The organism is Williamsia limnetica, from assembly GCF_003217475.1.
Lineage (GTDB): Bacteria > Actinomycetota > Actinomycetes > Mycobacteriales > Mycobacteriaceae > Williamsia > Williamsia limnetica.
This window is the reverse complement of sequence record NZ_QJSP01000003.1, coordinates 211,904-225,585: the sequence shown is the minus strand read 5'-3', so window position 1 is coordinate 225,585 and position 13,682 is coordinate 211,904. Positions and strand designations below refer to the sequence as shown.

The following is a 13,682-nucleotide window of genomic DNA, read 5'->3' as shown; positions in this document are numbered from 1 at the left end:
TCGGTGGGCAATACTTGAGCCGTGACGACAAGCGCAATCGAAGATTTCGCCGCCCGCGTCAGTGCTGAGCGTGGTCTCGACCTCACGGGTTACGAGGCATTGTGGCGGTGGTCGGTCGACCATCCCGAGCAGTTCTGGCGTGATCTGTGGAATCTGTATGCGCTCACTCCGACCGGAGGCACGGTGCTGGGGGAGTCGGACGAGGACATCCTTGTCGACCCGACCATGCCGGGTGCTCGCTGGTTTCCCGGGGTGTCGCTCAACTATGTGGATCAGGTGATGAACCACACCCGGCTGCCGGGGGCGGCGATCGTCGGGTTGACCGAGGACGGTGGTCGCACCGAGATCGCGTGGTCAGCACTCGCACCGCAGGTGGCCGGGGTCGCGGCCACGTTGCGAGAGTTCGGTGTCGGGCGCGGTGACCGGGTCGTCGCCTATCTTCCACATGTGCCCGAAGCGGTGATCTTGTTCCTCGCGACCGCAGCGCTCGGTGCGGTGTTCTCGGGGTGCGGGCAGGACTTTGCACCCGCCGGCGCCGCGGGCCGTCTCGCGCAACTCGAGCCGAAGGTGCTGGTGTGGGCCGACGGTTACCGATATGGCGGCAAGTGGATCGACAAGCGCAGTGACAGTGCCGAGTTGGCGGCGTTGCTGCCCACCCTGGTGGGGCAGTTGGTGGTGAGGGTCGCCGGTCAGGAGGCGCAAGGCCGACCCCCCGATGACGAGATGGCCACCACTGCGGTGGAGTTCGATGTCGCAGTGAGCAGGTCGGCAGATCTGACCACCGAATCGGTCCCCTTCGACCATCCGCTCTGGGTGCTCTTCAGTTCGGGCACCACAGGCAAGCCCAAAGGCATCATGCACGGCCACGGAGGAGTCCTGGTTGAACACCTCAAAGCCGTTGGCCTGCACGGCGACATGGACTCCGGTGACGTGTTCTTCTGGCAGACCGCGCTGAGTTGGATGATGTGGAACTACCAGATCGCCGGGTTGCTCGTCGGCGCCCGGATCATCTGTTACAGCGGCCATCCTCTCTATCCCGATGCCGACCGGCTCTGGCAGGTCGTCGAGTCGGAGAAGGTCAGCTATTTCGGAACGAGCCCCGGACAACTGCAGGCGTCTCGTAAAGCAAATCTGAACCCGGGTGCCGATCACGATCTCGGTGCGCTGCGCACGATCGGTAGCACGGGTTCGACCCTGGCGGCAGACCTCTTCGTCTGGGTCGACGACCACGTGCGACACGGGATCGGTGTGTCATCGATCAGCGGGGGCACCGACGTGGTCACGGCGTTCGCAGGTGGGTCTCCCGGGATCGACGTCGTTCCGGGTGAATTGTCGGTCCGCTACCTCGGCGTGGAGTTGGAGAGTTGGGGTCCTGACTGCACGCCTCTGGTGGGAGAGGTGGGTGAGATGGTGATCACCACCGCGATGCCGTCGATGCCGGTGGGCTTCTGGGACGACCCCGACGGTGAGCGGTATCGAAAGGCCTACTTCGACCATCAGTGGTCCACCGGTCCGAGGCCGGACGTGTGGCGCCACGGCGATTGGGTGACGCTCACCGAGCGCGGTTCCATCGTCATCCATGGACGGAGCGATGCGACGCTGAATCGGAACGGCATCCGCATGGGATCGGCGGACATATACGAGGTCGTCGAGGGAATCGAACAGATCTCAGAGGGCTTCGTGCTCGGGGTCGATGGTCCCGGCGGTGCCTACTGGATGCCCTTGTTCGTCACACTGACGCCGGGGTCGAACCTCGACGAGCGGCTGATCACCGAGATCCGGACCGAGATCCGCGCCCGGCTGTCCCCGCGACATGTCCCCGACGAGGTGATCGTCGCGCCCGGCATCCCCCACACGCGGACCGGGAAGAAGCTCGAGGTCCCGGTGACCGCGATTCTCGCAGGGCGATCCGATGTCGCGGTGGACCCTCGGTCCGTCGACGATCCGGACCTGCTCGAGTGGTACCGCAGGCAGGGCGCGGCGCACACCTGGAGCCGAGGCTGAACGGTGGCCTCACCCGCGGGACCTAGACACGTGCACCCAGTGTCGGCGGCGCGAGCACCCGATAACTCTCCGTCACGAGTTCGGTGACCTCGCTCCAATCGGTGTCCGTTGTGATCAGCAGTCCGATCTCGTCGGCGCGCCACGGCGTCGGGAAGAACGGTGTCCCGGCGTGGCGCAAAGCCTCCAATTCATCGCCCGCCGAACGGAACATCAGCACTATCGCGGGACCCGCAGTGTTCGCGGCCTTCGAGTAGGACGGGGGATGGGAGCCGATGATGTCGAGGACGTGCGCGAATGTACGGCCGCGAACACGCCAGCGGACGCCCACCCACGCCGGTTCGGAGTACACCTCCGGCAGCGCGAGGGCGCGGGCGTGAAGGATCTCCACGACCTGGTCGAAGTCCGCTGCTCCGCCGTCGCCCGTCCCGGCCCCACCCGCGTTGTCCACGTTGTCAACCGTAGTTCCGACAGATGACATGACGGCGCCGGATGGACCGTCTTGCGGCCAAATCGGACCTTGTCGCCACAGCCGTATGTACTAGCGTGGTGCCCGACGAACAACAGGTCCGTGAATATCGAATGGGACTACACCCTCGAACGCAGGAGTGAACATGAGCTATCAACCCGGCGGGTCCGGCTACGGTTCGCAGCAGCCGTACCAGGGCCCCCAGTACCCAGGCGCAGGACAACCCGAAGCGAGCGGTCAGAGTTACGGGCAGCAGGGATACGGTCAGCAGGGCTACGGCCAGCAGCCGGCTGGCGGACAGCAGGGTTCTGGCGGACAGCAGGGTTACGGTCAACAGCCCGCTGCCGGCCAGCAGGGTTACGGCGAGCAGCCGGCCCAGGGTTACGGCCAGCAGGGCTATGGCCAGCAGGGCTACGGTCAACAGCCCGCTGCCGGCCAGCAGGGTTACGGCCAGCAACCGGCCCAGGGCTACGGACAGCAGTACGGCCAGCAACCGGCCCAGGGCTACGGACAGCAGGGCTACGGCCAGTCTGCCGCCCGCGCACCGCAGGGGCTGCCCGCCGCTCTCGGGACCTACCTCATCTACGCACTCGGTGGACTCGGGCTCATCAACTTCTTTCTCGGTTTCGCACCCGCCCTCGACGGTGATGAAGCGCCCAACAACTTCGGTTGGTTTCCCGCCATCGGCCTGGTCGCCTTGGCGATCGCCGGTTTGACCGCTGCGACCACATTGCTGCCGAACCAGACGGCGAAGGTCAGCGGGGCTGTCGCGGTGACCTCCGTGGTAGCAGCGCTCTTCCTGTTGTTCCACCTGATCACCGGTGTCGACATCTTCGGCGACTCTGCCATCGGATTCATCCTGCTTCTCGTCTTCGGATTCATCCAGGCCGCTGTCGCCGTGGTGTGGCTGCTGGTCGATTCCGGGATCATCAAGACGGGCCCGCCGTCCGGTGCGGCCGGAGCGGTCGGCACCGACACCGGATCGCTCCACACGGGAGCTCAGCAGAGCGGCTCGCCCCAGGCTGGAGATCAGAGCAACAGCTACGGGGAGCAGAGCACCAGCTACGGACAGAGTGGCGGATACGGCGCGTCCTATGGTCAGGCTGCTGCCGGCCAGTCGGCGCACACCGAACACAGTGGTGGTCACCAGGCCGCGGCACCCGCCCAGAGCAATCCAGCCCAGAGCAATCCGTACGCGCAGGCGTCTTACGGTCAGAGCAACACCCCGGACTCACCGTCGGTGGGTTGGGGCAAGGCCTCGGACTCGAACGCCTCTGACGCCACGACCGCCGTGCCGTCGAGCGGCTCGGGCACCTCGTCGCCGAGCACTTCGTCGCTGGGCACCCCGCCTTCGGGCACCCCGGGATACGGCGCGCAGCCGAGCACACCGAGTCCCTACGAGACCCCGGCCACGGGCAGCAGTGCCGAGCAGAATCCCTACGGCGACCAGACGACGCAATTCAAGTCGCCCGAGCGCTAGGCGTGTGATGCGGGTCCGACCCGCATCTGAAGCGGGCACCGCCGTCGACCCCGACGGCGGTGCCCGCTTCATATAATTACGGTTACGTTGTGGCTGATTGCGCATCGACCGGCGCGCCTGCCGTGCCGTTCGCCGGGCGAATGACACCCTGACAAGGGTGGCCAGCTCTACAGCGGAACACCCTTCTGGGAAAACCTCTCCCGGAAAGAATCTTTCTGGGGAGAATCTTGCTGCGCGTCTGAGGGAGATGCGCCGATCACGGCGCGCTGCCGAAGCGGGCGCGGCCGATTCAGCCCGTGCACTGGTCCGGCTGGCATTCGGGACCACCGCCGCGACCCTGCTGCTGCTGGCGATCACGGCGACCATCATCTTGCTCGCCGTCGGAGACGGTGTGGGCAGCGTTCCTGCCACTGTCGCCTCGATGTGGCTCGGTATCCATCAGGTTCCCCTGACCATCGGCGACGTCACACTCGGTGTGCTGCCGCTGGCCCCCTCCTTCGTGATGGTCGGGCTCACCGCCCGGGCGACCGCACGCGCCACCGACGTCGATCGTCCGCAATCGGAGGTCACGGCGGTGGTGTTGTCGGCTGTCGGCGGCCCATTGCTGGCGACGATCCTCTCGCTTGCCGTTCTGATGGACGCCTCCACAGTCATGACCGTGCAAAGCCCCGATGCGCTGCTGGCGTTCGCCTGCACGTTCGTCCTGCAGCTGACCGGCGCCGTGATCGGCGTCGGGTACAAGTGGTGGTCCACGATCGTCGTCAGGCTCGGGGTCCCGACGTGGGTGCTCAAGGGCGTGCGGTGCGGCCTGATCGCAGTGGTCGCGCTCCTCAGCGTGGCAGCGATGCTCGTCGCCGTGCGGCTGATGATCAACTGGTCGGTCGCCGGGGAGTTGTTCGAAGCCGGAAACGGCTGGATCGGCGCGCTCGGGCTTGCCGTCCTCTCGGTGCTCTACCTGCCCAACGTCCTGATCGGGGCGGCCGCAGCCCTCATCGGTGCGCCGGTGCAGGTGGGTGGCGCCCTGGTGGATCTGTTCGGCTCGCACGGCGGACAGGTACCTCCGCTGCCGGTGTTGGCGGTGCTGCCCGACGGCGGGGCGGGCAGCTGGAGTGCGCTGCTCATGGTCTTCGTCGCGGTGGTGTCCTTGGGTGTGGCGCGGCTGTGCCTCGACCTGTCCCTGTTGCGCAACATCCGCATGGTCGCGGTCGCTGCGGCGACGGCGTCGCTGCTGGTGGTCGTGTTGGCGACGTTGGCCGGTGGAGACCTCGGGATCTTGGGCGGGGTGGGCGTGAACCTCCCCGTGGTCGGCGTGTTCACCTTCGGCTGGATAGCGGTGGTGGGCGCCGTGGCGGCGCTCGCGTACAGCGCGCTGCCCAAGACCAGACGTGCGAGGGCCGCGCTGGTGGGAAACCTCCACTACGACGACGACATTGCAAACGGGCAGTTCGGGAACGTCTCCGACGAGCAGTTCGGGAACGTCTCCGACGAGCAGTTCGAGGACGATGCGTTCGAGGATGAGCAGGGACCCGAGGTCGAAGTGCTCACACCCGCCGAACCCGAGATCGAGTACCGGCAGACCGCCGGCGCCCTCCGGGATGCCGCCGCAGAGGTGGACTCCGGACCCGCAATCGATGGCTGGGATGCCGACGATTGGGTCGTCGACCTGGAATGGGACGGAGCGTCCGAGGACTCCACCGACGATTCCGCCGACTGGAGCGATGCCGGCACCGCCCCGATCGCGCCTGCGGTCGACGGGGAAGAACTGGTGTCCACCGACGACTTCGGTACCCGGCGTACCCGCTGAAGTCGCGGCCACTACGCTCAAATCTGCCTTACCGGCACTTCATCTCCGATCCGAGTTCGAGGAGCCCAGCCCTGGACGCCATCCCGTCTGCCGAATCGCTGACCGTCGTGATCCTCGCGTCGGGCACCGGGTCGCTGGCTTCTGCGCTGCTCGACGCCGTCGAAGACGACGAGTACCCGGCGACCGTCGCGGCCGTTGTCTCAGATCGCGAATGCCCCGCGCTGAAAGCGGCAGAACGTCGAGGCGTGCCCACCACCGTGGTGCCGATGACGGATGACCGGGCCGAATGGGACCGCGCCCTCGCCGACACCGTCGCCGGCCATCACCCCGACCTGGTCGTGTCCGCGGGCTTCATGAAGATCCTGGGAGCCGATTTCCTGGCCCGCTTCGGTGGTCGGATCATCAATGCGCACCCGGCGCTGCTGCCGTCGTTTCCGGGCGCTCACGCGGTGCCGGCCGCGCTGGCCCACGGCGTCAAGGTCACCGGGTCCACCATCCACCTGGTGGACGAGGGCGTCGATACCGGACCGATCCTGGCCCAGGCGCCCGTCGCGGTGAACCCCGCCGACGACGAGATCACATTGCACGAACGAATCAAGATGGTCGAACGGGTGCTGCTGGTTGCAGTGGTGCGTTCGATCGCTGTCAAAGGTGTTGTCATCGAAGGACGAAAGGCCTACATCCCGTGAGTAATGACCTGCAGCGCAAGCCTTTTCGTCGTGCACTGGTGAGTGTGTACGACAAGACCGGCCTCGCCGAGCTGGCGCAGGGGCTGCACGCCGGTGGCGTCGAGATCGTGTCGACCGGATCGACGGCGAAGAAGATCGCCGAAGCCGGGGTGCCGGTGATCGAGGTCTCCGAGCTCACCGGATTCCCGGAGATCCTCGAAGGCCGGGTCAAGACGCTGCACCCCACTGTCCACGCAGGCATCCTGGCCGACACGCGTAAGCCCGAACACGTCGACAAGCTCGCAGATCTGGGTGTCGCGGCATTCGAGCTCGTCATCGTCAACCTCTATCCCTTCTCCGACACCGTGGCCTCTGGTGCAACCCCGGACGAGTGCGTCGAGCAGATCGACATCGGTGGTCCGTCGATGGTGCGGGGCGCCGCGAAGAATCACCCCTCGGTGGGCGTGGTCGTCGATGCCGGTGACTACCAGGCCGTTCTTGCTGCCGTCGAAGCGGGTGGATTCACGCTGGATGAACGCAAAGCGTTGGCAGCAAAGGCTTTCCGCCACACCGCCGACTACGACACCGCGGTTGCGTCGTGGATGGGTTCGGTGGTTGCGAATGACGCCGACAGTCCTTTCCCGGTCTGGATGGGCAAGACGTGGGAGCGATCGTCGGTGCTGCGGTACGGCGAGAACCCCCACCAGAGTGCCGCGCTGTACGTGAGCACCTCTGACGCGCCCGGGCTCGCGCAGGCGCAGCAGCTGCACGGCAAAGAGATGAGCTACAACAACTACACCGATGCCGATGCCGCCTGGCGCGCCGCCTACGACTTCACCGATCCGGCCGTCGCGATCATCAAGCACGCCAACCCGTGTGGCATCGCGGTGGCCGACGACGTCGCTGCGGCGCACCGCAGCGCGCACGCCTGCGACCCGGTCAGTGCCTACGGCGGCGTGATCGCGTCGAATCGTCCGGTCAGTACGGAGATGGCCGAGCAGGTCGCCGAGATCTTCACCGAGGTGATCGTCGCTCCCGGTTTCGAGGACGGCGCTCTGTCGGTGCTGACGCGCAAGAAGAACGTCCGGGTGCTGCTCGCGCAGCCGCCGCAGCGAGGCGGGGCCGAGTTCAAGCCGGTGTCGGGCGGATTGCTCGTCCAGCAGCGGGACATCCTCGATGCCGCAGGTGACGACCCGGCGAACTGGCAGCTCGTGGCCGGGGATCCGGCCGACGATGCCACCCTGGCCGACCTCGTCTTCGCTTGGCGCGCATGCCGTTCGGTCAAGTCGAACGCAATTCTCCTGGCGTCCGACCGGGCGTCTGTCGGAGTGGGCATGGGTCAGGTCAACCGGGTCGACTCTGCGCACCTGGCAGTGAACAGGGCCGGCGACCGCGCCATGAACAGTGTGGGCGCGTCCGACGCGTTCTTCCCCTTCCCCGACGGTTTGCAGGTGCTCATCGACGGCGGCGTGAAAGCTGTCGTACAGCCTGGTGGATCAATCCGTGACAACGAGGTGATCGGCGCGGCTCATGACGCCGGGATCACGTTGTACCTGACCGGCGCCCGCCACTTCGCCCACTGACCCCAAACCCCGAAAGTGGTGGGTTCTGGCGAGTGAAACGCCAGGTGGGCCTCGCCAGAAGCCACCACTTCCGGTTGGTCTAGATGGGCAAAAGGATGTTCTTCACCTGCGGATCGGTGGCCAGGTACTCCTGAACAGCCGGGTCTTTGAAGACCTCGATGAGCTTCTTGATGTTCTCGGTGTCTTTCCACTTGCTGCCGATGGTCAGCTGGCCGGCGAACTCGTCCGGAGCCGGTGGCGCGAACATCTGCTTGGTGACGTCGATTCCCGCGGCGAGGTAGTACTCGGTGTACCCGACAGCGGCGTCGAGATCAGGCAGTGCTCGCGACTGGGCTGCGAAGTCGAGCAGCTTGAACTGCAGGTTCTTGGGGTTGGAGACGATGTCCTTCTGAGTCGCCTTCCACTTGTCTGCGGTCGGGTTCAATCCGATGAGACCGGCGCGCTCGAGCAACCACAGGCCCTGGGCCTCGTTGGCGGGGTCGGAGTACAGCGAGACGGTGGCGCCGTCGGGTAGCTGGGCAGGATCGGCGTACTTGTCGGACCAGATGCCGAATCCCCAGCGGAACACCGGCGTCGCGGCTTCCTCTTTGAAGTCCGGGTTGGCTTCGAGTACCTGTCCGAGCCACAGCTTGTGCTGGTAGATGGTGCCGGCGATCTCACCGTCGCTGACAGCCCGGTTGATGGTGGTGCTGTCCGCAAGGCCCTTGAACTTGATCTTCAGATCATAGTTGGGCGCGACCTTCTCGGCGATGAAGTTGACGAGCGCCTCTTCGGCGGCATTGCCTTCCGCGGTGGCGATCTCGAGGGTGGCGCCTGCGGTCTCGTTGGGAGATTTCGAATCCGAGCCGCCCCAGAATCGCCAGCCGGCAAAGGCCAGGACCACGACGACGATCACACCGATCGCGATGAACAGCGGTAGCCGCTTTCGGGTCTTGATGTCGAACCCGCCGGGGTCGCCGGTGGGTCGGGGCGTCGTGGTGGTCATTTTGGACTCCTCTGGATTGATGAAAATGGCAGGGCTGAGCCCCGTTTCGGTCGTTCGGGGCAAGGTGGTTCAGACTGTGGCGCGGGTCCGCACGCTCTGTCCCGGTGTCAGATGGCGCACAAGGGCGTCACCGACGATCTGGATCAGCGCAACGGTGATGACCAGGGTCACGATGGTGGCGATCATGACGCCGTGGTCGAAGCGCTGATAGCCGTAGGTGACGGCGATGTACCCGAGACCTCCCGCGCCGATGGTGCCTGCGATCGCGGAGTACTCGATCATCGCGATGGTGTTGATCGTCAGTCCACCAACGATGTTCGGCAGGGCTTCCGGGATCTGGGTCTTCCAGATCACCTGACTGTTCGATGCGCCGGACGCCCTGGCCACATCGATCACCGAAGCCGGCACCGACCGCAGGGAGTTCTCGACGATCCGGGTGAAGAAGGCGACACCGGCGAGCGACATCGGCACCACCGCAGCCGGAATGCCGATGTTCGTGCCGGTTATCAGGCGGGTCAGCGGGATGATGGAGGTCATCAGCACCAGGAAGGGTAGCGAACGTCCGATACTGATCACCCAGGACAGCGGAGAATGCAGGAGCTTGTTCTCATACAGGCCACCCGGGGCGAGGTTGTGGATGGTTGCACCGAGAGGTACTCCGATCACCAGGACGATGACCATCACGATCGAGACCATGGTCAGCGTGTCGACGAACGCCGGAATCAGCAGATCGGGGATCTCGTTGGTGGGTACCGTGATCGCCGCCAGATGTGTGGTGGTACTCATGCGGCCACCTCGACACCGAACGCCGTGGCCGCCGTACCGGACAGCCCGTGGCGGGCGGCGCTCTCGATGAATGCCGCGGCCGCTGCGTCGGGGACCGATACCGTCACCGAGCCGACAGATACCCCGTCGACAACCTGCACGGCGGCCCCCAGCACGGCGACGGGAATCGCCAGTTCGGTGCCGATGCGGGTGATCCAGTCGGTGGGAACGTTCGCCGAGTTGTAGGTCAACTCGATGGATCGTTGCCCGGGCTCGGGGTCTGCGGATGTGCCCCGAGGTCGAAGCGAACGACCGAGTACCGAGGACGAATCGGTGAGAAGGTCTATCAGCGAACCCTTTTCGACAATTCGTCCGGCGTCGAGTCTGCCGACGCTGTCGGCAACCTTCACGATGGTGTCCATCTCGTGTGTGATGAACACGACGGCCAGATCGAGTTCCTGACGGACCTCGCGGAGAAGTTCGAGGAACGAGTCGGTGGTCTGCGGATCCAAGCCGGATGTCGCCTCGTCGGACAACAGCACCGATGGTCGCAGTGCCAGTGCGCGGGCGATGCCGACTCGTTGGCGTTGGCCACCGGAGAGTTGATGTGGGTAGAGGTGTGCGCGATCGGTCAGGCCAACGCGGTCGAGAAGCTCGGCCACCCTACTGCGGGTCTGCCCCTTGGTGACGCCCAGGAACTCCAGCGGCAGGGCCACGTTCTCGGCTGCCGTGCGGCGGGACAGCAGACTGGACGACTGGAAGACCGTTCCGATACGTCGGCGCGCGTCCCGTAGTTCTCCGCTCCCGAGTTCGGTGAGATTCTGGTTGTTCACCACCACTTTCCCGGATGTCGGCCGCTCCAGCAGATTCAGCAGTGCGCGAGCGTGCTCTTTCCGGCACCGCTGGGGCCGACGATGGCGAAGATCTCGCCAGGGTCGACCGTGAAACTCACGTCGTCGAGAACGGTGGTTGCGGCGGGTCCGGATCCATAGATCTTCCCGAGCTTTTCTACTTCGATCACGGAGTGTGTCTTCCTCAGCCATATTCCTCCGACGCCAGGCGCGTCGGTACGCCAGTCATCCTGGCCATCGCCGGCGGATCGGCACAGCTTTGCGATCACGGTGACCGCAAAGGGCCCGCTTCTGATCACGGTCTGCGGTCGAATGAACGCAAAGCTGAACCCGACGTCAGTTCTCTGCGTTAGTGTTGCTCCACGGTGTGGAACGACTCGGCGGACACAGGGGAGCGCAGAGTGGTCGGCAAGGCAGTGGGCGAGGGGAGCGGAGTCGGCGCCGAGAAGTCGGGTCGCGAGGAACACGGCGGCGGTGTCGGCGTGCGTGAACTGCTCTCCGGAGTCGCGCAGATGCGACACGACCTGCCCTCGATCGTGCGGAGTCTGCCCGCTCTGGCCGACCATCGGCGCTCGCGGAGGATGACCATCGGCAAGCGATTTCAGCAGGTTGCGGCGGCCCACTCCGATCGGCCATTCCTGCGGTTCGAAGGCGAATCCATTTCGTATGACGAGGCCAACCGGACAGTCAATCGCTACGCGGCATTGCTCACCGCGCACGGCGTCGGACCCGGCGACGTGGTCGCCATCTGTTCTCAGAACAAGCCCGGCATCGTGCTCGCGATGCTCGCCACCGTCAAGCTGGGTGCGACGGCAGGCATGCTCAATCACAATCAGCGCGGCGACGTGCTGACGCACAGCCTGGGGCTGCTGGAGGCGAAGATCCTGCTCGTGGATCCCGACGTCTGCGAGGTATTCGACTCGGTGCCCGATGATGCGTTGCCGCGCACCACTGTGAGCTTCCTCGACCTCGAACAGGAGTCCGCCGGGCGCTCTGAACGCAATCCCTCGATCACGGCGCAGTTACCCGCCTCCACCACGGCGTTCTACATCTTCACCTCTGGGACCACCGGTATGCCGAAGGCCAGCGTGATGTCGCATTCGCGGTGGCTGGCGGCGATGTCCGGAATCGGTGGCGTCGGAATACGTTTGAGAAAGGAGGACACGATGTACGCGTCGTTGCCCTTCTACCACAACAACGCCCTGACGGTGTCGCTGGCGTCGGTGCTGGCCAGCGGTGCCTGCCTGGCAATCGGTAAGCGTTTCTCGGCATCGACATTCTGGGACGACATCGCGCTCAATCAGGCCACTGCATTCTGCTACATCGGTGAGTTGTGCCGGTATCTGCTGGCGCAACCGCCGTCGCCCGCAGATCGACAGCATTCCGTTCGGCTGATGGCAGGCAACGGGTTACGTCCGGGCATCTGGGATGAGTTCACCGAACGGTTCGGGATCTCGCGGGTGGTCGAGTTCTACTCGGCCAGCGAAGCGAACATCGGGTTCATCAACATGTTCAACGCGTCGAAAACCGTCGGATTCTGCCCGCTGCCCCACGAGATCGTCGAGTACGACCCCGACACCGGTGAGCCGCTTCGAGGCAACGGCGGCAGATTGATCAAAGTACCCAAAGGTCATGCGGGACTTCTCGTCTCTCAGATCAGCACACGAGTGCCGTTCAACGGGTACACCGATCCGCAGGCGTCGTCGAAGAAGATCGTCACCGATGCCTTCAAGAAGGGTGACCGATGGTTCAACACCGGCGACCTCGTTCGCTCGCAGGGGTTCTCGCACATCGCGTTCGTCGACCGGTTGGGTGACACTTTCCGGTGGAAGGGCGAGAACGTCGCCACCACCGAGGTCGAGAGCGTGCTCGACGGATTCGGTCCGGTGGCGCAGTCGGTGGTGTTCGGGGTCGAGATACCGGGCACCGACGGCAAAGCAGGCATGGCGGCCATCACCCTGAACGGCGGCGAGTCGCTTGATGCCCGGGCATTGGGCGTACACATCACACGGGAGTTGCCCGCCTATGCGACGCCGCTGTTCATCCGAGTGGTGAAGGAGCTGGCGCACACCTCCACCTTCAAGAGCGTCAAGGTCGCCCTGCGGGATGAGGGATACTCGCACGCCGGCGACGACGTCTTCGTGTTCGTCGGAGGCAGCGACGGCTACGTCCCGTTCTACGACGACTACGCCGGTGAGGTCGCGGCAGGAACCCTCCCGCGTAAGTAACGCCGACCGTGCCCTCACCGTCGTCGACCGTGCCCCTACTGTCGCCGACCGGGCCCTACTGTCGTCGTCCGGTAGGGCACGCTCGGCGGGTGTGCGGTAGGTTTCGGCGTTGTGGCAGAAGCGGCGTTCCTCGTTGTCGCCGGATTCTTCTCCGGCATGGTGGGTTACGTGACCGGCATCGCCTCACTCGTGAGCTATCCGGCGCTCCTTCTGGTGGGTCTACCGCCCATCACGGCCAACGTCACCAACACGGTCGCGCTGATCCCGGTGGGCATCGGAAGTGCGACCCAGGCGCGCGCCTCCATCACCTTCGACCGCAGGCTCGGTCTCCTGCTGGGCGCGGCGGCGGCGGGCGGTTTCGTCGGTTCGGTGGTGCTGCTGCTCACGCCGGCGGCCACGTTCGAGGCCTTGGTCCCTTATCTGGTCGCGTTCGCCGCGCTTGCGGTGTTGTGTCAACCGCTGATCCGGCGGCTCTCCGGCCACCGCGATGCGCCGACCGTGTTCGGGGTCGGTGTCTTCGTGATCGGGATCTACGGCGGCTACTTCGGTGCCGGAGCCGGGATCATCTTCATGGCCCTGGCGTTATTGGCCACCGGTCAGACGATGTTCCAGGCGACGTTGCTCAAATCGCTGCTGCTGTGCGCGTCCAATCTGGTTGCGGCGGTGGCCTTCGCATTCTTCTTCTCGATCGACTGGCTCGCCGCGGCGAGTATGGGTATCGGATGCCTGGCCGGCGGGTGGATCGGACCACCCATCGTCGCGCGGATACCGGTGTCGGTACTGCGGATCGCCATCGCGTTCAGCGGCTTCGGGCTCGCGATCTGGCTCGCATTCCGATAGGTGCGGCG

Annotated in this window: 10 protein-coding genes and 1 pseudogene; 7 read left to right on the top strand and 4 right to left on the bottom strand. The window is 65.3% G+C overall.

The genetic code is table 11. The features are described 5' to 3' along the window. Nucleotides 1–21: 21 nt before the first annotated feature. A complete protein-coding gene (locus DFR67_RS06135) occupies nt 22–2,004 on the top strand; it encodes an acetoacetate--CoA ligase (protein ID WP_110468531.1) in 1,983 nt (660 codons plus the stop codon). Nucleotides 2,005–2,026: 22 nt separating this feature from the next. Here the strand turns inward: DFR67_RS06135 and DFR67_RS06130 are convergent, their stop codons facing one another. Continuing rightward, nucleotides 2,027–2,452 (bottom strand): MmcQ/YjbR family DNA-binding protein, encoded by a 426-nt coding sequence (locus DFR67_RS06130; protein ID WP_211324952.1) that lies wholly within the window; start codon nt 2,450–2,452, stop codon nt 2,027–2,029. 163 nt (nt 2,453–2,615) lie between these two features. Here DFR67_RS06130 and DFR67_RS30420 point away from each other — a divergent pair, with 163 nt between their 5' ends. From DFR67_RS30420 to purH, 4 genes are all read left to right on the top strand, one after another. Continuing rightward, the gene (locus tag DFR67_RS30420) at nt 2,616–3,950 is read left to right on the top strand and encodes a DUF5336 domain-containing protein (protein ID WP_158539909.1); all 1,335 of its coding nucleotides are present in this window, start codon (nt 2,616–2,618) and stop codon (nt 3,948–3,950) included. 247 nt (nt 3,951–4,197) lie between these two features. Beyond that, complete coding sequence (locus DFR67_RS06115; RefSeq protein ID WP_110468528.1) at nt 4,198–5,754, top strand: cell division protein PerM; 1,557 nt, start codon at nt 4,198–4,200, stop codon at nt 5,752–5,754. An 80-nt stretch (nt 5,755–5,834) separates the two neighbouring features. Next, nucleotides 5,835–6,443 (top strand): phosphoribosylglycinamide formyltransferase, encoded by a 609-nt coding sequence (gene purN, locus DFR67_RS06110; protein ID WP_110468743.1) that lies wholly within the window; start codon nt 5,835–5,837, stop codon nt 6,441–6,443. Beyond that, a complete protein-coding gene (gene purH, locus DFR67_RS06105; protein WP_110468527.1) occupies nt 6,440–8,005 on the top strand; it encodes a bifunctional phosphoribosylaminoimidazolecarboxamide formyltransferase/IMP cyclohydrolase in 1,566 nt (521 codons plus the stop codon). The genes purN and purH overlap by 4 nt, the downstream gene beginning before the upstream one ends. A gap of 79 nt (nt 8,006–8,084) precedes the next feature. Here purH and DFR67_RS06100 read toward each other — a convergent pair whose 3' ends face one another. The 3 genes and pseudogenes from DFR67_RS06100 to DFR67_RS06090 all read right to left on the bottom strand — a co-directional run bounded on the left by DFR67_RS06100 (nt 8,085) and on the right by DFR67_RS06090 (nt 10,776). Beyond that, on the bottom strand, nt 8,085–8,990 hold the full coding sequence (locus DFR67_RS06100; RefSeq protein WP_110468526.1) for a MetQ/NlpA family ABC transporter substrate-binding protein: 906 nt from the start codon (nt 8,988–8,990) through the stop codon (nt 8,085–8,087). Between the two features lie 69 nt (nt 8,991–9,059). Then, a complete protein-coding gene (locus DFR67_RS06095; RefSeq protein WP_110468525.1) occupies nt 9,060–9,776 on the bottom strand; it encodes a methionine ABC transporter permease in 717 nt (238 codons plus the stop codon). Continuing rightward, nucleotides 9,773–10,776, bottom strand: a pseudogene (locus DFR67_RS06090) (methionine ABC transporter ATP-binding protein). Before DFR67_RS06090 ends, DFR67_RS06095 begins: the two are co-directional and overlap by 4 nt. A 246-nt stretch (nt 10,777–11,022) precedes the next feature. Here DFR67_RS06090 and DFR67_RS06085 point away from each other — a divergent pair. Further along, the gene (locus tag DFR67_RS06085) at nt 11,023–12,834 is read left to right on the top strand and encodes a long-chain-acyl-CoA synthetase (RefSeq protein WP_425451255.1); all 1,812 of its coding nucleotides are present in this window, start codon (nt 11,023–11,025) and stop codon (nt 12,832–12,834) included. Nucleotides 12,835–12,990: 156 nt separating this feature from the next. Beyond that, on the top strand, nt 12,991–13,674 hold the full coding sequence (locus DFR67_RS06080; protein WP_110468741.1) for a sulfite exporter TauE/SafE family protein: 684 nt from the start codon (nt 12,991–12,993) through the stop codon (nt 13,672–13,674). Nucleotides 13,675–13,682 lie beyond the last annotated feature (8 nt).